Raw genomic sequence first — 22333 nt, 5'->3', positions numbered from 1 at the left:
ACGACACCTCAGGGTTCGATGTAGAGGGTGTACGAGCGCGCTCCACCGGTGCCGACACCGCTTTCGGCCGCCGTCAAGCGAGTGGCATTGATGTACCTGTCGTTCCAGTTGATCGTGAGGACACAACTCACGGGTGTGGTGGCAGTGCTGGTGCAGTTGACGACCGAAGTCGTCGCGGGAAGCAGGCTGTTGAGGTTGCTCGCCCAGAGGCCGACCTCGAGCGCCGCCATCTGCTGCGGGGTGCACGTGGCCGCCGCTGGCTTCGTGGCGGATACGCAATTGCCCGTCGGGATGGTGCTCAGGACCGCGGTCGCGTCAGTGACCGTGGCGCCGGTGGTGCTGAAGGTCGCCGGCGCCAGGGTCTTGTCGCCCCAGAACTCCCGGTTGCCATGCATGGCCGCGGCCAGGCTGTTGGCCTGCATCGCCACGATCGACCGGCTGCTGGCGGTGTGCGTGCTGGAGATGGCCAGCGCCTGCATCTTGGCAAAGCCGAAGATGCCGATGGTGAGCAGCAGCACGGCGACCATCACCTCCAGCAAGGTGAAGCCGCCTTGCCATGGACGATGGGGCCGCGACGGTGCAGTGCGTTTCATGAACAGGTGCCCCCAGCCGTGAGAACCTGCTGCCGTCCGGCGAGGTTCAGGAGCACGCAGCGCGTGGCCTTGGCATTGGCCGGGCTGGTGTTCAGCGTCAACTGGACTGCGCCGCTCGGCAGGCCCAGCGCAAATCCATCGCGGCTATAAGTGATGACAGCCAAGCCGTCGGTTGCGGTGAAGGTGTCGGTGCTGCTCCACTTGGCCTGCTTGCGAATCACCGTTTCACCGATGCCGGTGTCGATGGTGGTGTCCGGTGGATCGCCATTGTTGAAGATGAGCCAGCCGTTGTTCCACGTGGTTCCACCGCAGCTGGTGCCGTTGGTGCTTGCACACAGGGTCACGTTCTGGCCGCGACGGATGGCTTCGGCACGCGCGAACTGCAGGTCGCCGACGAAGCCATTGATCTCCGTGGCGACGCGGTTGCGCTGGGTCAGGTCGATGAAGGAAGGAGCCGCGACGGTGACAAGGATGGCGAGCACCGCGAGGACCACCATCAATTCGATGGCGGTCACGCCGCGCTGGCAGCGCGCTTCACGGGGGCTCGTGCGGGAGGTCGAGCGAGAGACCGTTCGGGCAACGGCAACGAAGCGGATCGTGCAAGTCATCGATCAGGTACAGGGTGCTGGCGGCGTTCTTCACCTGTTGCTCCCTGGCCTGCCTTCCGCGCTGCAGGTGCGACGGGAAGTAAGCCTATAGCTTGCACGTTTTTGAAGCCGCTCGAGCGAGTGCGCACGCACCCCTCCGACAAACGGCGCCCGGACGACGATGGGCGGCGGGACTACAACTTGAGGCGTACAACACGCGGCCGAGCACGCGGTGCGCGGCATCGGGCTTGCCCAGGCCGCGGCTGATCCCTGCCATGCGGGCGAGTTGCGCCGGTGCGGCCATCAACCGCGCGATCTTGTATTCCAGGCCGATGCTGTCGTAGGCCAGCCAGGCCGCGCCCTCCTCCATCAGGAAGCCGGCGTTGTGCTCTTCCTGACCGGGGATGGGCGACACCAGCAGCATCGGCTTGCCGAGCGCGAGGCATTCGGAAATCGTCAGGCCGCCGGGCTTGGTGACGACCAGGTCGGCCGCGGCCATGAGGCGTTCCATCTCATTGGTGAAGCCGATGGCGACCAGCCGGCCGGCTGCGCGTTCGCTCACCCGCTTCAGCGCTTCGTGCGCGGCTTCGTTGCGGCCCGCGACAGCGATGACCTGGAAGTCGCAGCCCGGGCCTTGGAGCGCCAGCACGCGTTCGACCATGCTCGGCAGGTCGCCCACGCCGGCGCCGCCGGAGACCATGAGGATCACCTTGCGCGCCGGGTCGAGGCCCAGGCGCGTGATGCAGGCATCGCGAGCCAGATCAGGTGCGTCGGGCTGCGAGAACGCCGGCATCACCGGGATGCCGGTGACGTGGATGCGGTCGGATGCCAGGCCGCGCGCCCGCATGCGCATCGCCACTTCGTCGGTGGCAGCGAGGTAGCCGGCCATGCCCGGGACGATCCACATGTTGTGCAGGTCGTAGTCGGTGACCTGCAGCCACACCGGGCAGTCGAGCCGGCCCTTGTTCTGCTCGCGCATCAGCAACTCGGCCGGCAGGAAGTGGGTGCAGACGATGGCCTTGGGGTCGACGCGGTGCACCTCGCGCAGCAACGCGCCGGCGCTCACGCGCTCGATGCCGCGGCGCAGGCGCTGCGAGGTGGCGCTGTGGGGGGTGGTGTCGGTCTTCTGGTGCAGGTACGACCAGACCTCGGGCGCGCGGTTGACGAGCTTGATATACCAGTCGGTATAAACCTTGCGGAAGCCGCTCGGGAAGTGGGCCATGGCGTCGATGTGGGTCGCGTCGCAAGGGGGTGCCATGGCTTGGGCGGTGGCGGCGAGTGCCTGGGCGGCGCGGACGTGGCCGTTGCCGGCGCTGACACTGAGGATGAGGAGTTGTTGGCTTGTCATGGGCGTTGAAGCGGTCGCGGCCGTCATGTCGGCTTGCAGCACCTTTGGCGCCGCATGCTGCGCCCTCCCTGCGGGCACCGCAACCTGATTTTTTGGAGTTCCCGTCGAGGGACAGCACGCTAGATTAGCAGACGGTAGCCGACCGCCGTCTCGGTCAGCAGGTGCTTCGGCTGCGCCGGGTCGCGTTCCAGTTTCTGGCGCAGATGCCCCATGTAGATGCGCAGGTAGTGGCTCTGTTCGGCGTGCGATGGACCCCAGACCTCGCGCAACAGTTGCCGCTGCGTGAGCACGCGGCCGGGGTTGGCGGCGAGCGTGGTGAGCAGGCGGTATTCGGTGGGGGTGAGGTGCACTTCCTGGCCGGCGCGGCGCACGATGCGCGCGGCGCGGTCCAGTTCGATCTCTCCAAAGCGGAAGATGGCCTCGGCTTCATCGGTGCCACAACTCGCGGTGCGTGGCCGGCGCAGGTTGGCGCGCACACGGGCCAGCAACTCGCCGGTGCCGAAGGGCTTGGTGAGGTAGTCGTCCGCACCGGCATCGAGCGCTTCGATCTTGTCGGCTTCGTCGGTGCGCGCCGACAGCACGATGATCGGCACCGCCGACCAGCCACGCACGTCCCGGATCAGCGTGACGCCATCGCCATCGGGCAGGCCGAGGTCGAGCACCAGCAGGTCGGGCTGGCGTGTGCCGGCTGCGGCGAGCCCATCGCGCAGGTTGGCCGCTTCGTGCACCTGCCAGCCTTCGGCCTCCAGCGCGCCACGCACGAAGCGGCGGATCTGGGGCTCGTCCTCGATCACGATGGCGGTGGGTTGGGGCATGGGCTCAGGAAATCGAATACGGCGGCTCTCGCCTTGGCAGGGTGACAGTGAATTCTGCCCCGCCGCGTTCGGCGTTGGCCGCGGCGATGGTGCCTCCGTGCGCGCTCACCACGGCCTTGCAGATGGCCAGGCCGAGGCCCACGCCCGGCGTCGCGGACTCGGGCTGGCCGCGCGTGAACTTGTCGAAGAGCGTCTGCTCGCGGCCTTTCAATGCCGGGGGCAATCCGGGACCGTGGTCGCGCACGGTGAGCACCAGCGTGGATGGCGTGACCCTCGCGCCGAGAACGATCGGCGGCGCGCCGTACTTCGCGGCGTTCTCCAGCAGGTTGACGAGCACGCGCTCGATCAGAACCGCGTCGAACTCGACCAATGGAAGCTCGGGTGCGAGTTCGGTTTGCACAACGTGGTCGCCGAGCGCAGGACGTGCGGCGCGGATCGCGGAACCCACCACCTCCTCGGTCGATTGCCAGTCACGACGCAGGTTCACCGTGCCGTTGCCCATGCCGCTTTCGAGCCGCGCCATGTCGAGCAGGTTGTCGACCAGCGCATTCAACGCACGCGCCTGCGACACGATCGCCTGGGCCGCCTCGGCATGCTGGTCCGGTGGCAGTGTGCGCAGCGATTCGGCCAAGGCGATCAGCGCGGTGAGCGGCGTGCGCACGTCGTGCGAGATGGCACCGAGCAAGGCGTTGCGAAGGCGCTCCGATTCCATTTCGACGACTGCCGTCTGCGCCACGTTGACGTAGTGCACGCGCTCGAGTGCGATGGCGATCTGCCGCGCCAGCGTCTCGAGTTGCTGCGCCTGCTCGGGGATCAGCAGCCAGCGCGCCTGCGCGGGTTCCAATGCGAGCACGCCACGCACGCGCATCGGCGCTTGCAAGGGGATGTAGTGCCAGCGCTGAGCGGCCAGCGTGGCGGTGCCCAGGCCTGCGGGCTGGGCCTGGCGAAAGGCCCAGTCGGCGACGCTGAAGTCGAAGCCTTCGGGCGCTGGATCGGGCGGCAGCAGTTGGTCGGCCTCATTGGTGATGAGCACGCGGGCCTGGCCGCCGAAGTAGCGTTGCACGGCGGCGGTGCCGAGTTCGACAACCCGGGTGCTCTCCAGCGCCGCGGACAGGTCGCGCGCGAGTTCGAACAGCGATTGCGCGCGGCGCTCGCGGCTGTTCGACACGTTCACTGAAAAGGTCAGCGCCGCGGTCAGTTGCCCCACCAGCAGCCCAACGACCAGCATGACGGCGAAGGTCACGAGGTACTGCACATCGCTGATCGAGAACGACATGCGCGGTGGTACGAAGAAGAAGTCGAAGGCCCCCACGTTGAGCAAGGCCGCGAAGGCCGCGGCGCGGGCCCCGTAGCGCGCGGCCACGATGACCACGCCGAGCAGGAACAGCATCACGATGTTGGCCGGCTCCAGCACGCCGGTCAGCGGGGTGGCGAGCAATGTGACCGCCAGGCTGCTCGCGGCGGCTGCGACAAAGCTGCGCCAGCGTGAGGGTGGCTGGTGATCGGCCACGTCCGTCGCACCATGGCCCCGCGCATCCAGCGGTGCGCGTGCGAGGCGGCGCGTGACTTCGACATGGCCGACCGCGACGATGTCCAGCGCGGGTGCTTGCTGTGCCAGACGGCGCGCGAGCGATGTGCGCCATGGCCACCATCGGTACCAGCCTTGGGGCGCTGCGCGCCGGCCCATGACCAGCATCGCGCAGTTGAGCTTGCGAGCCTGCAGGGCGAGCTGCTGCGCCACGTCTGCGCCGGTGAGCACCGCGGTCTGCGCACCGAGTTCTTCTGCGAGCTTGAGCACGGACAGGATGCGGTCGCGCCTGGACGCTGGCAGTCGCTGCAGCGGCGGCGTCTCGACATAGGCCGCATGCCAGCGGACGTTGAGTTGGCCTGCGAGGCGTGCGGCGGTGCGCACGGCCTGGGCCGCATCCTCGAGCGGGCCGACGCAGGCGAGGATCGCGCCCGAGGTGTTCCAGGCCTGCAATGCCGGAGCGCCGGACTGTTCGATGCGCCAGCCGCGCATGTCGTCTTCCACATGCTCGGCGGTGCGGCGCAGCGCGATCTCGCGCAGCGCCATGAGGTTGCCCTTGCGGAAGAAGTTCTGCGCGGCGCGTTCGGCTTGCTGCGGCAGGTAGACCTTGCCTGCTGCCAGGCGCGCGGTGAGTTCGTCGGGCGTGACATCGACCAGCACCACCTCGTCGGCCTCGTCGAGCACGGTGTCGGGCACGGTCTCGTGCACGCGCACGCCGGTGATGGCGCCGACCGTGCCGTTGAGGCTTTCGAGGTGCTGCACGTTGAGGGCGGACCAGACTTCGATGCCTTCTGCCAACAACTCCTGAACGTCCTGCCAGCGCTTGGCATGGCGTGAGCCCGGGGCGTTGGTGTGGGCGAGTTCGTCGACCAGTAGGACGGCAGGCTTTCTCGTCAAGGCGGCGTCGAGGTCGAACTCGGGCAACGTGCGGTCGCGGTAGGAAACCTGGCGCAGCGGCAGTTGTTCGAGGCCGGTGAGCAAGGCAGCGGTCTCGGCGCGGCCGTGGGTCTCGATGACGCCGATGAGCACGTCGCGGCCCGCAGCGCGTTCGCGTTGCGCGGCGCTCAGCATCGCCCAGGTCTTGCCGACGCCAGCGCTTGCGCCGAAGTAGATGCGCAGCTTGCCGCGCTGTGCGCGTGCCTCGTCGTTGCGCAGTTGGGCGAGCAACGCGTCGGGGTCGGGGCGGAGGGCGTCGTTCATTTGGCGGTGCTCAGCTTACGACCAAATACGCGGGCGGACAGCCGGACGCAGAGGACGCAGAGGACGCGAAGGACGCGAAAGGAATACCACGACACGGCGATTTGGACTTACTCCCTCTCCCTCTGGGAGAGGGCGGGGGTGAGGGCAGCGGCGGTGGCAAGGTTGCCGCCCTCGCCAAGGCCCGGAGCCCTCACCCCAACCCTCTCCCAGGGGGAGAGGGAGAAAGAGGCGTCATGGCGATGCGTCGTCATCTACCTTGGCTGATCCAAAGCGAGATTCAACGCCAACACGTTGACGCGTGGCTCGCCGAGCAAGCCCCACAACGCGCCTTCGGTATGGCGGGTGATCAGTTCCTCGACTTGCGCGGCCTGCATGTTGCGAGCGCGTGCAACTCGGAGCGCCTGGTAGCGCGCGGCGGCTGGGCTGATGTGCGGATCAAGGCCGCTGGCGGATGCCGTGACCAAGTCGACCGGCACCGGCGCGGTGTTGTTCGGATCGGCGGCGCGCAAGGCGTCGATGCGGGCCTTGACCGCGTCGGCCAGTGCCGGGTTCAACGGCCCTTGATTGGCGCCACCGGAAGCGGCAGCGTTGTAGGGCATCGGCGCGGTGGCCGAGGGGCGACCCCAGAAGTGCCTCGGGTCGCTGAAGTTCTGGCCGATCAGCGTCGAGCCGACCGCCTTGCCGTCGCGCATCACCAGGCTGCCTTCCGCTTGCGCGGGAAACGCCACTTGCGCGACACCGGTGACGGCCAGTGGATAGAGCACGCCGGTGATCAGCGTGAGTGCCGTGAAGATCACGAGCGCGGGGCGAATGATTTGCTTTGTCATTGGAATTCCTGCAGAGAGTTCACACCCAGCCGACGAGGGCCAGCAGCCAGTCGATGGCCTTGATGCCGATGAACGGGACGATCAGTCCACCCAGCCCGTAGATCGCGAGATTGCGACGCAGCAGCGCCGCGGCGCCCACCGCCCGATAGCGCACGCCCTTCAACGCCAGCGGGATCAGGAACACGATCACCAGCGCGTTGAAGATCACCGCCGACAGGATGGCCGATGACGGGCTCGCGAGCTTCATCACGTTGAGCGCACCCAGTTGCGGATAGGTCGACACGAAGATCGCCGGGATGATCGCGAAGTACTTCGCCACGTCGTTGGCGATCGAGAAGGTGGTGAGCGAGCCGCGCGTCATCAGCAGCGCCTTGCCGGTCTCGACCACTTCGAGCAGCTTGGTCGGGTTGGAGTCGAGGTCGACCATGTTGCCGGCCTCCTTTGCGGCCTGCGTGCCGCTGCCCATGGCCACGGCCACGTCGGCCTGCGCGAGCGCGGGCGCGTCGTTGGTGCCGTCGCCGGTCATCGCGACGAGGCGGCCTTCGGCCTGGTACTGGCGGATCAGCGCGAGCTTGTCTTCGGGCGTGGCCTCGGCAAGGAAGTCGTCGACGCCTGCCTCGGCCGCGATGGCTGCGGCCGTGAGCTTGTTGTCGCCGGTGATCATCACGGTCTTGATGCCCATGCGGCGCAGTTCGGCGAAGCGCTCCTTGATGTCGGCCTTGACGATGTCCTTCAGCTCGACGATGCCGAGCACGCGATTGCCCTCCGATACGGCGAGCGGCGTACTGCCGCGGCGGGCCACGTCGTCGGCCGTGCGAAGCAGCTCTGGGGCCATCGAACCGCCCAGCGCCTCGACATGCTTGCGCACAGCTTCGACCGCGCCCTTGCGCAGCATGACGGCGCCGGTCTCGACGGTGTGGCCAACGACGGGCAGGTCCGCGCCGCTCATGCGTGTCTGCGCGGTGAACGCGACAAACCGGCCGCCCGCGCTGGCGACTGCGTGTGCCGCGCTGCCACCGGCCAGCGTCTTCACTGCGTCAGGCTTTCCGTCGCCTCCCATCGCGCCGGCATTGGCCGAGTCGCTCACACCCATGCGACGCGCCAGTTCGACGATGCTGCGACCCTCGGGCGTCTCATCCGCCAGCGAAGCAATGACCGCCGCATGGATCAACCGCTGCTGCGCAATGCCCGGCCCGGGCAGGAACGCACTGGCCTGCCGATTGCCATGCGTGATGGTGCCGGTCTTGTCGAGCAGCAGCACGTCGACGTCGCCCGCAGCCTCCACCGCGCGGCCCGAGGTCGCGATCACATTGGCCTGCATCATGCGGCTCATGCCCGCCACGCCGACCGCCGACAGCAGCCCGCCGATGGTGGTCGGGATCAGGCACACCAGCAGCGCGACCAACGCGGTCAGCGACACCACGGTGCCCGCGCCCACCGCGCCCACGCTGAAGATCGAATACGGCAGCAGCGTCACGGTCACCATCAGGAACACCAGCGTCAGCGCAACCAGCAGGATGGTCAGCGCGATCTCGTTCGGCGTCTTGTAGCGCTTGGCCGCCTCGACCATGCCGATCATGCGGTCCAGGAAGGACTCGCCGGGGTTCACCGTGATGCGCACAACCAGCCAGTCCGAGAGCACGCGCGTGCCGCCGGTCACTGCCGAAAAGTCACCGCCCGACTCGCGCACCACGGGCGCGGATTCGCCGGTGATGGCGCTCTCGTCGACCGAGGCCACGCCTTCGATGACTTCGCCGTCGAGCGGGATCACATCGCCCGTTTCCACCAGCACGACATCGCCCTTGCGCAGGTTCGGCGCCTGCTCGGGCAGCCATGTGCCCCCGTCTGCCGTTGCGCGTGCTGAATGGAGAGTTGCCTGGTCTTGGGTCAGCGCGCCGTGAAGGCCGGCATCGCGATGGCCGCCCTTCAACTTCTTGGCCCAGGTGTCCTTGCGCAGCCCGCGCAGCGATGCGGCCTGCGCCTTGCTGCGCCCTTCGGCCAGCGCTTCCGCAAAGTTCGCGAACAGCACGGTGAACCAGAGCCACACCGAGATGGCCAGCACGAAGCCGGGCGCCATGCCGGTGCCGCCCTCGAAACCGATCGCATGCAGCCACAGCAAGGTGGTGAGGATGCTGCCGATGTAGACGACGAACATCACAGGGTTGCGCCACTGCACGCGCGGGCTCAGCTTGGCGAAGGCGCCGCGCAGCGCGGGCACGATCAGCGACGAGTCGAACAGCGACAGCGACGAGCGCGTCGACAGCTTCGGCATCGGGACGACAGCAAGGTTTTCGGATTTCATGGGATCACTTCCAGAGCATCAAATGCTCGACGACGGGGCCCAACGCCAGGGCCGGAACGTAGTTGAGCAAGCCGACCAGCAACACCGTGCCGATCAGCAGGGACACGAACAGCGGGCCGTGCGTCGGCATGGTCCCGGCCGTTTCAGGCAAGCGCTTCTTCGCGGCCAGCGCGCCGGCGATCGCCAGCACCGGCACGATCACGCCGAAGCGACCGAGCCACATCACCAAGCCCAGCAAGCCGTTGTAGAACGGCGTGTTGGCCGAGAGCCCGGCGAAGGCGCTGCCGTTGTTGTTGCCGGCCGATGTCAGCGCATAAAGGATCTCGGAAAAGCCATGCGCGCCCGGATTGGCAATGCCCGCCTTGCCGTCCGCCAGGCTCACCGCGAGCGCGGTGCCGGCCAGCACCAGGATCGGCGTCACCAGGATCGCGATCGAGGTCAGCTTCATCTCGTGCGTCTCGATCTTCTTGCCGAGGTATTCCGGCGTGCGGCCGATCATCAGGCCCGCGATGAACACTGCGAGGATCGCGAAGATCAGCATGCCGTAGAGCCCGCTGCCGACGCCGCCGAACACCACCTCGCCGAGCTGCATCAATACCATCGGCACCATGCCGCCGATGGGCGTGAGCGAGTCGTGCATCGCGTTGACGGCGCCACACGAAGCGGCCGTGGTCACGGCCGCGAACAATGTGGACGCGTCGATGCCGAAGCGCACTTCCTTTCCCTCCATGTTGCCACCGGCCTGCAAGGCGCTGTGCAGCTGGTCGACGCCCATCGACGCCAGCAAGGGGTTGCCCGCCTGCTCCGCCGGCACCAGCGCCACCACCGCGATCACGAACATCACCGTCATCGCAGCCAGCACCGCCCAACCCTGCCGCAGGTCGCCCACGACGCGGCCGAAGGCGAAGCATAGGGCGGCAGGGATCAGGAAGATCGCCAGCATCTGCACGAAGTTCGCGAGCGCGCTCGGGTTCTCGTAAGGGTGCGCCGAATTGGCATTGAAGAAGCCGCCGCCGTTGGTGCCGAGCATCTTGATCGCCTCCTGCGATGCGACCGGGCCCATCGCCAATGTCTGCGTCTTGCTGCTCGCGTCTTCCATCACCGGGTTGCCGGCGGCGTCCTTCAGCGGCTGACCGTCGGGGCCGTTCTTCGGCTGCTGCCAGCTTTGCGTTTCGACGGTGTCGATGGTCTTGTAGCTGTCGAAGTTCTGGATCACGCCCTGCCCTGCGAAGAACACGGCGATGACGAAGGACAACGGCAACAACAGCCATGTGGTGATGCGTGTGACATCGACCCAGAAATTGCCGACTGAGCCCTTGCCATCCGTGCGACGCGCCGCAAAGCCACGGGCTAACGCGAACGCGACGGCGATGCCCGTCGCGGCCGAGAGGAAGTTCTGCACCGTGAGCCCGAGCATCTGCGTGAGATAGCTCATCGTCGACTCACCGGCATAGCCCTGCCAGTTGGTGTTGGTGACGAAGGCGACCGCGGTGTTGAAGGACGAGTCGGGCGACACCGCCGCCATGCCGGCCGGGTTGAGCGGCAGCAGGCCTTGCAGGCGCTGCAAGCCATAGACGACGAGCGCGCCCAGCGCGTTGAACGCGAGCACCGCCAACGCGTAGGTTCGCCAGTGCATCGAGTCGTCGGGCGAGATGCCAGCAAGTCTGTAGAGCGGTGCTTCGACACGCGCCATCCAGTGCGGCAAGCGACCATCGCACAAGGCCGCCAGGAAGCGCCCGACCGGCCAGGCCAGCAGGCCCAGCACGGCAAGGAAGACCGCGAGCAAGGTCCAGGCAGAGGCGTTCATTTCAGAACTCCTCCGCGCGAAGCAGCGCGTAGACCAGGTAGGCAAACAGCGCGATCGAGATGAACGCACCGAAGCCATAGAGCACGTCGAGGCTGATCACGGCCGCTCCCATTCGGACGACTGCAGCTCGTGCAGCCCCGCCACCATTCGCACCACCCCAAGCCACAGCACGGCCAGGGTGGCAATCCATATCAGGTCCATTCAGACACTCCGGTTTCCAGACATGCAGGCAGTCTCGGAAACGGCGCGTAAAAACGGGGAATGGAGTGAGGCGTGGGGTGTAAATAAGCCGTAAAAAAGCCGACCCGCTATCGTCGAACGAGCACCGGTGCACATAATCCGACCACCTTGCTCGCCCGCAAGAGGAACCGCCAGGCCACTGCTCTGTTCAATGGAATTCCTCAAATTCATTCGGTCCCTCGAAGAGCTTCTCTACGAGGTGATGACGTGGCTCCTGTTCTATCCAAGGACGCTGTGGCGCGTGGTTCGGCACCCCTTGACCGTGGCGGCCAAGGCAGAGGCCGAGATGGATGAACCACCGGAGAAGCAGTTCGTCGACCTCGTCAGTCCACCGCTGTTCCTGATGCTGACGATCTTGTTGGCGCATGCGCTCGAGATCGCGCTGCATCAGAACAGCGTCACGACCAGGTCGGACTTGTCGCGCGCCCTGATGGCATCGGAAACCAACCTGCTGATCTTTCGCGCCATCGCATGGAGTTTCTTCCCGCTGCTTATGGCCTGGGCCCTGCTGGTGAAGCAAGGGCGTGTCGTGGATCGGGAGACGCTGCGCCGGCCGTTCTTCCTGCAATGCCTCTTCGCATCGCCGTTCACCGCGGGCATCGCGATCGCCACGGCGCTGGGCCGGCTCGACTTTGCGATCGCGTCGGGCGTGGTCGCCCTCACCACGATCGCCTGGTATTTCAGCGTCCAGACACGCTGGTTCCACATGCGCCTTGGCCTGTCCCGAGGCCGCGCATTCCTGCTCGCACTGTGGGTGTTCCTGCTGGCGTTGACGATCGACCTTGCTGTTGCCGCTGCCATCTTTGCTTGATGGCCAGACGGGTTTGCAGACCCCGCGCCACGCGAGTAGTGTGCGGGCCATGACCGACACCACTCCACCCGACCTCAAGGCCGGCATCGCGCTCGATGACATCGCCGACGGCGCGATGCTGTCCGGGCGGATCGACGGCGAAGACGCGCTGCTGCTACGCCAGGGCGATGCCTTCTACGCCATCGGCGCGCAGTGCACCCACTACCACGCGGCGCTCGCCGACGGACTGCTTTGCGGGCATGTGCTGCATTGCCCGATGCACCACGCGCAGTTCGACATCCGCAGCGGTGCGGCGCTGTGCGCACCGGCCTTCGACGACCTGCCAAGCTGGCGCGTCGAGCAGGCCGACGGACGCGTGTTCGCCCGCGAGCGCATCGTCGCCGCTCCGCGTTCGCGCAAGGCCAGCGATGCGCCGCTGGACGACGTGGTCATCGTCGGCGGCGGCGCGGCCGGACTGGCCGCTGCCGACCGGTTGCGGCGCGAAGGCTACGAGGGCCGCCTGACGATGCTCAGCGCCGATGCCGATCCGCCCTGCGACCGGCCGAACCTGTCGAAGGACTTCCTCGCGGGCACAGCGGAGCCCGCCTGGATCCCGCTGAAGCCGGACGACTGGTACCGCGGGCAGCGCATCGACCTGCGGCTGAACACGCGCGCCGAGGCGATCGACGTAGCCGCACGCAAGCTGCGCCTGGCCAGCGGCGAATCACTGCCCTTCGACGCGCTGCTGCTCGCGACCGGCGCCGACCCGGTGCAGCTCGAAGTACCGGGCGCGACGCCGGGGCAGGTGCTGAGCCTGCGCAGCTTCGCCGACAGCCGCGCGATCGTGGCGCGCGCTGCTGAGGCCCGCTCTGCACTGGTGATCGGCGCGAGCTTCATCGGCCTGGAGGTTGCCGCATCGCTGCGCACGCGTGGCGTGGAGGTGCATGTCGTGGCGCCCGACGCGGTGCCGATGCAGCGCGTACTCGGCCCGGAGCTCGGCGCGTTCGTGCGCGATCTGCATGCGTCGCATGGGGTGATCTTTCACTTGGGTACGAAGGTGACCAGCGTGGACGGCCGACGCGCGACGCTCGCCGACGGCACGACGGTCGAGGCCGACCTCATCGTCGCAGGCGTCGGCGTACGGCCCTCGGTTGCGCTGGCGGAGCAAGCCGGGCTCACGATGGACCGCGGCGTCAGCGTCGATGCGTACCTGCAGACCAGCGCGCCCGGCATCTTCGCGGCCGGCGACATCGCACGCTGGCCCGATCCGCATTCGGGCGAACGCATCCGCGTCGAGCACTGGGCGCTCGCGGAGCGTCAAGGCCAGGTCGCCGCGCTGAACATGCTCGGCCGGCAACAGCGCTTCGACATCAGCCCCTTCTTCTGGAGCCAGCACTACGACGTGACGCTGCAGTACGTGGGGCATGCGGAGCGGTGGGATGCGATCGAGATCGATGGGTCGCTGGAGGGGCGCGATTGCAGCGTGCGCTATCGGCTGGGCGGGCGGGTGCTGGCTGTGGTGACGATCGGGCGGGACCTGGAGAGCTTGCGGGCCGAGTGGGCGTTGGAGAGCGATGTGACGAGGTAGCCTGCGATCGAAAATCCGCCCGATGCGGCGCTTTCCCCTCGAACAGCCTGCCACGTCTTTCGCGACCAGGTGAGTCGTGGCGCGCTGAAGGGGCTCGTTGAATGTACGGTGGCGGCTGTTGAGGATCGACGTCGCCATGCTACATTGCCGCCGCTTGGCCAAGTGGCAGCGCCGCGCAGAGCGAGCGCTACAGCGGAGTCTGAAACATGGACCCTTTTGGAATCGTTGCACTGGTTGTCGGTGCCGGCTGGCTATTCGGCAAGCTCAATGAAGACAACAAGCCCAAACCACCGCCCGACAAGTCAGCTACATGGCGCGAGTCTTCTCCAGCAGCGGCGCCGGTCGCCGAGCATCGGCCAAGCCCGGATAGGGTAAGCGTCCCAGTCAAGGCAACGAGGTTCAAGGGAGGCGACGAAGCAATCGAGGTGCTGCCGGAATACACCCTGGTTCGCGACTTGGTGCGGGCAGGCTTTCCCGTTACCTTTGTCACGGGCGGCGCTGGCACTGGCAAGAGCACGTTCGTTCACTGGCTGACCAAGGAGTTCGACGGCAATGTGCTTCTGGCCGCGCCGACAGGCATTGCCGCGCTCAACATCAACGGCAAGACCTTGCATTCGCTTTGCAAGCTGCCACCAGCCTGGATCGTAAAAAAAGACATTCGGCACTTCAAGCCCGAGATCGCATTGCAAGCCAAGCTCTTGATCATCGACGAGATCTCGATGGTCAACGCCAACTTGTTGGACGGCGTCAGCGCCTTCTTCCGTATGAGCCGGAACTCCAGCGAACCTTTTGGAGGCTTGCCAGCGGTGCTGGTGGGCGACCTTTTTCAGCTGCCGCCGATCGTCACCAACCAGACACGGCACCTCTTTGCTGCAGAGTACCCAACGCCCAAATTTTTCGGGGCACACCTGTTGCAGAAGGCGCCCTACTACGCGATCGAACTTCGCAAGGCGTTCCGCCAAGTCGACCAGGTCTTTGTCGACTTGCTGGCCAAGTTGCGCGAGGGCGTTGAGGTGGCGGCCAGCATTGCCGAACTGAACCGCCTATGCGTCACCACCAGCAACCCGCCGGCAACCGCGGTCTGGCTATCACCACGAAATCAGGAAGTAGACGAGCGCAACCGGGTCGAGTTGTCCAAGTTGAATGGACCCTCACGCCTCTACATCGGCACGCTGACCGGCAAGTTCAAGGGCGATCGCTTGCCCTCACCACAGAATCTGGAACTGCGCGTGGGTGCGCAGGTGATGTTCACCAAGAACAGTGCGCGCTGGGTCAACGGCACCATCGCTGTTGTGGTCGCGATGCTTGACGGACGCGTGGAGGTGCGCGTGCACGAGACTGGCACGGTCGTCGATGTGAGCCCGATGTCCTGGGAGCAGTTCGACTACAAGCTCAATCCTGACACCCGCCAAGTCGAACGCGCTGTTGTGGGCGAATACCTCCAGATCCCGTTGATGCTCGCTTGGTCACTAACCATCCATAAGAGCCAAGGCAAGACGATCGAGCGCGTCCATATTGACTTAGGCGCTGGCGCGTTTGAGACCGGCCAGACCTACGTGGCGCTGAGTCGATGCCGATCGCTCGATACCTTGACACTGTCGCGACCGCTTAGCGAGGCTGATGTCTTGGTCGATGCCGAATCGAGAAAGTTCTACCGGAAGCTGCGCGAGCTGATGCGGACCGTGCCGCCCGAGGCCATGGCGCGAAAGATGGGGCAACCATATGGCGACCGCGAGAATGCGCCCAACCCCGACGACGGACTGCGCACCGAGATCATCCCCACTGAAGTGCAGTCCGCCCTTAGGACGAAGGTTGTTGACCTGGTCGGTTCTGACAAATTGACTGCAGGCTCCGCCAGCGCCGCTGAAACCGGCGATGTCAGCCCGGCACCCGGGCAATCTGCGTGGTTTGCATGCCCCTCCTGCCAGCGGCGCTACCCAAGCAGGGACTGGCGCCCACGTTTCACGTGTCAAGATCCGGCGTGCCTGATGACTTGGAGCCCGCTGGAGCCGCTGGCTTGCGAATAGCTTGGGGCCGAAGCCTTCACTGCCGCTATCGGTATGTCCAAGGCTGTCAGTAACCGCACCGTTGCCCGCATGCCCGATGCTCGGAGGCCACGAGCCCGCTTTGTGCCCCCCAGCTTGGAGCCCAAGAGGGCACAACTCGTAAACATCACGGATGTGGTCCGCCCGGGGTTGGTGACTGAAAAGCGCTCGCACGTTTTCGCACTGTATGCAGGCAGTCCGAGTTACGCCAAGTGTCGCGACATTAATTCGCCACATCCCACCCACAGCTTGAAAGAGCGCCGCTATATCAGCAATACTCCGGCGCACAATTCGCTGTGCAAAGCGACGGATACGAGGTTCAGCAAGGGAGGATGCCAAGCATTGGCTTGGTCGGCGCAGTCCTGGTGATTGCGGGTCACAACAATCCTCATGCATTTCAAATGTCCAGTTTTGATTCGGAAGCTCTGGTGTGGATAGGCTTTGCTGTCATCGCAGCCGCAATCGGAATCTTCCTTTGGCGAATTGGTCGCGAGGATCTGGCATCCCGAGCCGCGCCGCGCATCGTGAGCGTGGATGCGCTACCGGCCGGGCGCATCAGTCCGCCTGTTGTCCCAATGATGACGGTAGGAAAGCTGCATGAGGAACTTGAACATCGATCAGCTGCTTGGACGCAAGAGCGAGAGCGTCTTCAGATCGAGGAAGTCAAACTGAGTCAGCTTGACTACCTTCGAATGGATCCGAGAAAGCTACTGACACACGCGAGCGAGCATGAGCGCGCGAATCTCGCGGCCGTTCTGGGCCTGCCTCGCAACGTCAACGCGGAGGTGATGGAGGACGCTGTACGCAGAGCAGGAAGTCACTCTGCCGCCTCATGGTGGCGAGGCGCGAGCGTGGACTACGAGGAAGTCGCACGTGATGTCGCGAAGAAGATGGGAGTTCGCAATATCAAAACAGGCGAGTCCGTGGAGGTCGTTGAACGACTGGCAGTAGAAGCGTTGTTCAACAAGCGATTGTCCAAAGCGAGTCCCAAGGAGCGAGAGGAAATTCTGGCGCAATTCGGCGGCAGTCGTGGCGGCGCATCTGTGGCAACAGCCGCCGGCGGATTGGTGCTCGCGAACCTGAGCGGCTTTGCGCTGTATACGGCCGCATCGAGTGCCTTGGCGGGGATCACCGGCGCGATCGGGCTAACACTGCCTTTCGCAGCATATACAGGTATGAGCAGTGCACTTGCAGCGGTTACCGGTCCGGTTGGTTGGATTGCGCTAGGGTTGTTCGCAGTTGTCAAGATTGGTGGTGTCGACTTCAAGCAGACGGTGCCCGCCGTGCTCGCGATTGCCGCCGCGCGCGCTCGTTTGTCCGCTGAACGCCAGCAAGCACTTGACACGCTGAGCAAAGCTCAGAAGCGCCAACTGATTGAAGAAGCCCGAATCGCGCGGCTGAGGACATACATAGGCAAGAACCTCGCTCACGGCACGTCGTTCGAAGTTCCGCAGAGTCAAGTGCCGCGATGACGATGCTCGCAGTGTGGTGAACGCACCGCAACTGAGGATACGTTGCCGCGTTCAGGGCTGCCACGATGCCGGCGTCTATCCCCGGGTCAGAGTTCAATCGGTAGGGTGGGTAAACGTTCAACCGGCGCTGATAACTGAACATGGAATCGCATACTCAAATCGTCGTGGCCGTGAAATCCCCTGGTTGCAGGTCGTCCGCTTTCATCGAGAGATCGCAACGCGCGCGGAAAAGAGCTCTTTCTCGTCAGCATCTGGCTGGGCTTGAAGTCCTTGCCGACGCAGAGGAGAAAGTCGCCTGTGGCGATGCAGTTGGCCCGCACCAGCCACGGCATTCGCCAAGGATTCGCGCGCGCTCGGCTCGCGACGGCGCGCCACGGGCAACCGAGCATTGCAGTCACCACCGTTCTTCCTTATAACAATCTATAACAATTAACTTCCCTCGCGGAGACACCCGATGGACGATGTGGCATCGAGCGCCGAGCCCTTGCTCGGCGTGCTGGGCTTGACCGTGCGCTTCGGCGGCATCGTCGCCCTTGACGCGGTCAGTTTCGATGTCGCCCGCGGCCATGTCTGCGGGTTGATCGGCCCCAACGGCGCCGGCAAGACCACCCTCTTCAACTGTCTCAGCCGCCTGTACCGTTACCAGGAAGGCGACATCCTTTTCGAGGGCCGCTCGATCACCAATCTGCCCACGCACAGCATCGCGGGCCTGGGCATCGGCCGCACCTTCCAGAACCTCGCGATGTTCCGCACGCTGTCGGTGCGCCAGAACGTCATGGTGGGTGCCCACTCGCGTTCGTCGGCGGGCTTTCTCGCCAGCGCGCTGCAACTGCCGCAGGTGCGGGCCGAGGAGCGTGAACTGCGCGAGCATGCCGAGGAAATCATGGCCTTCCTCGCGCTCACGCCCGTCGCAGCGCGGCCGGTGGGCACGCTGCCCTTCGCGACCCAGAAGCGCGTCGAGCTCGGCCGCGCGCTGGCCGCAAAGCCGAAGCTGCTGCTGCTCGACGAGCCGGCCGCCGGCCTGAACCACGAGGAGCTCGATGACCTGGCCCGCCTGATCCGCGAGATCCGCGACCGCCTCGGCGTCACGGTGCTGCTGGTCGAGCATCACATGGGCCTGGTGATGGGCGTGTCCGACCGCATCGTCGCGCTGAACTTCGGCCGCAAGATCGCGGACGGCACCCCCGCCGAGGTCCGCAACGACCCGGCCGTCATCGAGGCCTACCTCGGCGCCCCGGCGGAGAAGCGACATGCACAGCCTGCTTGAAGCGCGCGGTCTCACCGCGTCGTATGGCGCGACGCAGGTGCTGCACGGCATCGACTTCACCGTCGAGCAGGGCCGCATCACCGCTTTGCTCGGCGCCAACGGTGCGGGCAAGACCACGACCCTGCGCGCGATCTGCCAGATGATGGTGCGCACCAGCGGCACGCTGTCCTTCGAAGGCCGCGCGCTGGCGGGCCTCGGCACCGAGGATGTGGTCCGACTCGGCGTCGCGCACGTGCCCGATGGCCGCGGCACCTTCACCGCGCTCACGGTCGAGGAGAACCTGCGCCTGGGCGCCTACCTGCGGCGCGACAAGACCTCGGTGGCGCAGGACATCGATCGCATTTACGCGCGCTTTCCGCGCCTGCGCGAGCGCCGCATGCAACAGGCCGGCACGCTCTCGGGCGGCGAACAGCAGATGCTCGCGATCTCGCGCGCCCTGATGCTCCGACCCAAGCTGCTGCTGCTCGATGAACCCTCCTTCGGGCTGGCGCCGCTGATCGTGCGCGAGATCTTCTCGATCATGCGGCGCATCAACACCGAGGACGGCGTCAGCATCCTGCTGGTCGAGCAGAACGCGACCCAGGCGCTCGACCTGGCCGACGCGGTAGTGCTGCTGGAAACTGGCCGCGTCGCGATCGCCGGGCGGGCCGACGACATCCGGCGTGACGAAGCGCTGCGCCGCGCCTACCTGGGGTACTGATGGACGCACTGCTGCATCAAATCTTCTCCGGGCTGGCGACAGGCTGCATCTACGGCTCGATCGGACTGGCGCTGGTGATGATCTACCAGGCCACGCATCACATCAATTTCGCGCAGGGCGAGATCGCGACCTTCTCGACCTTCATCGCATGGTCGCTGCTGCAGAAGGGCTGGCCCTACTGGGCGGTTTTCTTCGTCACCGTCGCCCTCTCGTTCGCTGGCGGACTGGCGATCCAGCGGCTGATCGTGCGCCCGGTCGAGCGCGCGCCGGTGCTGACCAACGTCATCGTCTTCATCGGCCTGCTGGTGATCTTCAACTCGCTCTCGGGCTGGATCTTCGACCACACGATCAAGGCCTTCCCGAGCCCCTTCGCGCAGGACTCCGCGCTGGCCACGCGCTTCTTCTCGGCGCATGAGCTGGGCACGGTGGGGGTGATGCTGTGTGTGCTGCTGGGCCTGTGGGCCTTCTTCCGCTTCACGCCGATCGGCCTCGCGATGCGTGCGGCGGCGCAGAACCCGGAGTCCGCCCGACTCGTCGGCATCCGCGTGTCCTGGATGCTGGCGATGGGCTGGGGCCTGGCGTCGGCCATCGGCGCGGTGGCCGGCATGATGATCGCGCCGACCGTGTTCCTCGATCCGAACATGATGACCGGCATCCTGATCTACGGCTTCGCGGCGGCGCTGCTCGGCGGCATCGACAACCCCGCAGGTGCGGTGGCCGGCGGCTTCATCGTCGGCGTGCTCGAGAACCTGCTCGGCGCCTATGTGATCGGGACTGAACTCAAGCTCACCGTCGCGCTGCTGCTGATCGTCGGCACGCTGACGCTGTTTCCCAATGGCCTGTTCGGCCGCAGTGTGGTGACGCGCGTATGAACACCAGGCAACGAAAGCTCGCGTGGATCCTCGGGGCGCTGCTGCTGGTCGCGCTCTGCGTGCTGCCCTTCATGGTCAAGAACTACCGGGTGTTCCAGTTCAACCTGGTGCTGGTCTACGCCATCGCGATCCTCGGGCTGAACATCCTGACCGGCTTCAACGGCCAGATCTCGCTGGGCCATGGGGCCTTCTTCGCGATGGGCGGGTATGCGGCGGCGATCATGATGGATCGCTTCGGCCTGCCCTACTGGTCCACGCTGCCGGTGGCTGGTGTGCTGTGCTTCGGCATCGGCTTCCTGATGGGCTTTCCTGCCCTGCGATTGGGCGGGCACTACCTCGCGCTGGCCACCTATGCCTTCGCGCTGGCGGTGCCGCAGCTGCTGAAGTGGAAGCTCATCGAACACTGGACCGGCGGCGTGCAGGGCATCGTGCTCAGCAAGCCCGAGCCGCCCTTCACCTTCCGCTTTCTCGGGCAACCGTTGAACGCGGACCGCTGGTTGTTCTTCTTCACCTGCGCGGTGACGGCGATCATGTTCCTGCTCGCGTACAACCTGCTGCGCGGCCGGACGGGTCGCGCGCTGGTTGCGATCCGTGACCATCCGATCGCGGCGACGGCGATGGGCATCAACCTGCCGATCGTGAAGTCGACGGCCTTCGGCATCTCGGCCGCCTACACGGGTGTCGCGGGTGCGCTCGGCGCGATCTGCGTGGCCTTCGTCGCGCCGGACAGTTTCTCCGTGCTGTTGTCCATCACGCTGCTGGTCGGGCTCGTCGTCGGCGGCCTTGCATCGATCCCTGGCGCGATCTTCGGCGCGCTGTTCATCCAGTTCGTGCCGAACGTCGCCGACGAACTGTCGAAGTCGGCGCCTTGGGCGATCTATGGCGTGCTGCTGATCGGGATGATGTACCTGATGCCCACCGGCGCGATGGGCTTGCTCAAGGGTGCGTGGGCACGTTTGCGGCCGGCAGCCGCGCCCGACACGAAATCCCCCAACCCGGCTCTGACCCCCAGGAGACATCCGACATGAAGCTCATGAAAGCGTGGACCCTTTCCCTCGCATTCGGCCTCGCCACCGCAATGCTCGGCACGACGGCATTGGCGCAGAAAAAGTACGACCCCGGCGCCGACGACAAGGAGATCAAGATCGGCCAGATCGGCCCGTACTCCGGGCCCGCATCCGCCTACGGCACCATCGGCAAGACCATCGGCGCGTACTTCGACAAGGTCAATGCCGAAGGCGGCATCAACGGCCGCAAGATCAAGTACCTGCCGCTCGACGATGGCTACAACCCGGCCAAGACGGTCGAGATGGCGCGCAAGCTGGTCGAGGAAGAAGAAGTGCTGCTGGTCTTCAATCCACTCGGCACCGCGACCAACACCGCGATCCGCAAATACCTGAACGACAAGAAGGTGCCGCAACTCTTCGTCGCCACCGGCGCGACCAAGTTCGGCGACCCGAAGAGCTTCCCCTACACGATGGGCTGGCAGCCGCCCTATGCGGCCGAGGCGCGCATCTATGCGCAACATTTGCTCGAGTCGCAGCCGAACGCGAGGGTCGCGGTCCTCTACCAGAACGACGACTTCGGCAAGGACTACCTGCAGGGCTTCGAGGAAGGGCTGGGCGACAAGGCCAAGACGATGATCGTCTCCAAGCTGACGTATGAGGTCACCGACCCGACGATCGACAGCCAGATGCTGAGCATGAAGTCATCAGGCGCGACCGTGTTCTTCAACGTCACGACGCCGAAGTTCGCCGCCATGGCCATCAAGAAGGCCGCCGAGATCGGCTGGAAGCCGACCCACTACCTGACCAACGTGTCGATCTCGGTCAGCTCCGTGATGGAGCCCGCCGGATTGCAGAACGGCACGGGCATCCTGACCGCGCTGTACGGCAAGGACCCGACCGATCCGCAATGGGCCAACGACGCCGGCATGAAGGACTGGCTCGCCTTCATGAAGAAGTTCTACCCGGCCGGCAGCCTGACCGATGCCAACAGCGTGTACGGCTACGGCGTGGCGCAGACGATGGTGCAGGTGCTCAAGCAGTGCGGCGACAACCTCACGCATGAGAACGTGATGAAGCAGGCAGCCAGCCTGGACATCACGCTGCCGATGTCGCTGCCGGGCATCAACATCAAGACCGGGCCGGATGACTTCTATCCGATTGAGAGGGAGCAGCTGGCGAAGTTCGATGGGAAGACTTGGGTGTTGTTTGGGAAGGTTTACGGGCGTTGATGCAGGGGAGCGTGGGCACGGTCCCGATACGGCGATCTGGCCTATGAAACTTCCGCCATTTGCTGTTTCGGTTCCGCTGCGGCGTGCAGACGCTAGTGCGTTGAATAGTTGCGGAA

19 protein-coding genes are annotated in these 22333 nt (G+C 65.6%); 9 read left to right on the top strand and 10 right to left on the bottom strand.

Features of this window, described 5'->3' with window-relative positions; genetic code table 11:
* Positions 1 to 8 precede the first annotated feature (8 nt).
* From pilV to kdpF, 9 genes are all read right to left on the bottom strand, one after another.
* Positions 9 to 593: a type IV pilus modification protein PilV gene (gene pilV / locus WKW82_RS09645; RefSeq protein WP_340342063.1), complete on the bottom strand. Its 585-nt coding sequence runs from the start codon at positions 591 to 593 to the stop codon at positions 9 to 11.
* Positions 590 to 1201, bottom strand: a complete 612-nt coding sequence (locus tag WKW82_RS09640) for a GspH/FimT family pseudopilin (RefSeq protein WP_340342062.1) — start codon at positions 1199 to 1201, stop codon at positions 590 to 592. Before WKW82_RS09640 ends, pilV begins: the two co-directional genes overlap by 4 nt.
* Before the next feature lie 85 nt (positions 1202 to 1286).
* The gene (locus tag WKW82_RS09635; protein ID WP_340342061.1) at positions 1287 to 2528 is read right to left on the bottom strand and encodes an MGDG synthase family glycosyltransferase; all 1242 of its coding nucleotides are present in this window, start codon (positions 2526 to 2528) and stop codon (positions 1287 to 1289) included.
* Between the two features lie 119 nt (positions 2529 to 2647).
* Positions 2648 to 3343, bottom strand: coding sequence for a two-component system response regulator KdpE (kdpE, locus tag WKW82_RS09630; protein ID WP_340342060.1), 696 nt, complete (start codon positions 3341 to 3343; stop codon positions 2648 to 2650).
* Between the two features lie 4 nt (positions 3344 to 3347).
* Complete coding sequence (locus WKW82_RS09625; RefSeq protein WP_340342059.1) at positions 3348 to 6071, bottom strand: DUF4118 domain-containing protein; 2724 nt, start codon at positions 6069 to 6071, stop codon at positions 3348 to 3350.
* Between the two features lie 251 nt (positions 6072 to 6322).
* Complete coding sequence (kdpC, locus tag WKW82_RS09620; RefSeq protein ID WP_340342058.1) at positions 6323 to 6898, bottom strand: potassium-transporting ATPase subunit KdpC; 576 nt, start codon at positions 6896 to 6898, stop codon at positions 6323 to 6325.
* 19 nt (positions 6899 to 6917) lie between these two features.
* On the bottom strand, positions 6918 to 9200 hold the full coding sequence (gene kdpB / locus WKW82_RS09615; RefSeq protein ID WP_422823453.1) for a potassium-transporting ATPase subunit KdpB: 2283 nt from the start codon (positions 9198 to 9200) through the stop codon (positions 6918 to 6920).
* 4 nt (positions 9201 to 9204) lie between these two features.
* A complete protein-coding gene (kdpA, locus tag WKW82_RS09610) occupies positions 9205 to 11007 on the bottom strand; it encodes a potassium-transporting ATPase subunit KdpA (protein WP_340342057.1) in 1803 nt (600 codons plus the stop codon).
* A gap of 1 nt (position 11008) precedes the next feature.
* The gene (gene kdpF, locus WKW82_RS09605) at positions 11009 to 11107 is read right to left on the bottom strand and encodes a K(+)-transporting ATPase subunit F (protein ID WP_340342056.1); all 99 of its coding nucleotides are present in this window, start codon (positions 11105 to 11107) and stop codon (positions 11009 to 11011) included.
* Positions 11108 to 11398: 291 nt separating this feature from the next.
* Here kdpF and WKW82_RS09600 point away from each other — a divergent pair, with 291 nt between their 5' ends.
* The 4 genes from WKW82_RS09600 to WKW82_RS09585 all read left to right on the top strand — a co-directional run bounded on the left by WKW82_RS09600 (position 11399) and on the right by WKW82_RS09585 (position 17142).
* The gene (locus WKW82_RS09600) at positions 11399 to 12058 is read left to right on the top strand and encodes a hypothetical protein (RefSeq protein WP_340342055.1); all 660 of its coding nucleotides are present in this window, start codon (positions 11399 to 11401) and stop codon (positions 12056 to 12058) included.
* A 49-nt stretch (positions 12059 to 12107) separates the two neighbouring features.
* Positions 12108 to 13625, top strand: a complete 1518-nt coding sequence (locus WKW82_RS09595) for an FAD-dependent oxidoreductase (RefSeq protein WP_340342054.1) — start codon at positions 12108 to 12110, stop codon at positions 13623 to 13625.
* A 206-nt stretch (positions 13626 to 13831) separates the two neighbouring features.
* Entirely contained in the window at positions 13832 to 15652 is a 1821-nt protein-coding gene (locus WKW82_RS09590) for an ATP-dependent DNA helicase (RefSeq protein WP_340342053.1), read from the top strand.
* Between the two features lie 350 nt (positions 15653 to 16002).
* Positions 16003 to 17142 carry a hypothetical protein gene (locus WKW82_RS09585; RefSeq protein ID WP_340342052.1) on the top strand — a complete coding sequence of 380 codons (1140 nt, stop codon included), beginning with the start codon at positions 16003 to 16005 and terminating at the stop codon, positions 17140 to 17142.
* Between the two features lie 86 nt (positions 17143 to 17228).
* Here WKW82_RS09585 and WKW82_RS09580 read toward each other — a convergent pair whose 3' ends face one another.
* Positions 17229 to 17540, bottom strand: a complete 312-nt coding sequence (locus WKW82_RS09580; RefSeq protein ID WP_340342051.1) for a hypothetical protein — start codon at positions 17538 to 17540, stop codon at positions 17229 to 17231.
* Positions 17541 to 17596: 56 nt separating this feature from the next.
* On the opposite strand from WKW82_RS09580, the gene WKW82_RS09575 reads away from it, so the two are divergent.
* From WKW82_RS09575 to WKW82_RS09555, 5 genes are read left to right on the top strand one after another with little or no spacing between them, the layout of a single operon-like run.
* Entirely contained in the window at positions 17597 to 18409 is an 813-nt protein-coding gene (locus WKW82_RS09575) for an ABC transporter ATP-binding protein (protein WP_422823452.1), read from the top strand.
* Positions 18393 to 19109: an ABC transporter ATP-binding protein gene (locus WKW82_RS09570; protein WP_340342050.1), complete on the top strand. Its 717-nt coding sequence runs from the start codon at positions 18393 to 18395 to the stop codon at positions 19107 to 19109. Before WKW82_RS09575 ends, WKW82_RS09570 begins: the two co-directional genes overlap by 17 nt.
* Positions 19109 to 19981 carry a branched-chain amino acid ABC transporter permease gene (locus tag WKW82_RS09565; protein ID WP_340342049.1) on the top strand — a complete coding sequence of 291 codons (873 nt, stop codon included), beginning with the start codon at positions 19109 to 19111 and terminating at the stop codon, positions 19979 to 19981. Before WKW82_RS09570 ends, WKW82_RS09565 begins: the two co-directional genes overlap by 1 nt.
* The gene (locus tag WKW82_RS09560) at positions 19978 to 21009 is read left to right on the top strand and encodes a branched-chain amino acid ABC transporter permease (RefSeq protein ID WP_340342048.1); all 1032 of its coding nucleotides are present in this window, start codon (positions 19978 to 19980) and stop codon (positions 21007 to 21009) included. The genes WKW82_RS09565 and WKW82_RS09560 overlap by 4 nt, the downstream gene beginning before the upstream one ends.
* On the top strand, positions 21006 to 22217 hold the full coding sequence (locus WKW82_RS09555) for an ABC transporter substrate-binding protein (RefSeq protein ID WP_422823451.1): 1212 nt from the start codon (positions 21006 to 21008) through the stop codon (positions 22215 to 22217). Before WKW82_RS09560 ends, WKW82_RS09555 begins: the two co-directional genes overlap by 4 nt.
* Positions 22218 to 22333 lie beyond the last annotated feature (116 nt).

This window comes from Variovorax rhizosphaerae (assembly GCF_037889975.1).
GTDB classification, from domain to species: Bacteria; Pseudomonadota; Gammaproteobacteria; order Burkholderiales; family Burkholderiaceae_C; genus Variovorax; species Variovorax rhizosphaerae.
Note: the sequence above shows the minus strand (reverse complement) of the source record. Positions and strands in the feature narration are given on the sequence as shown.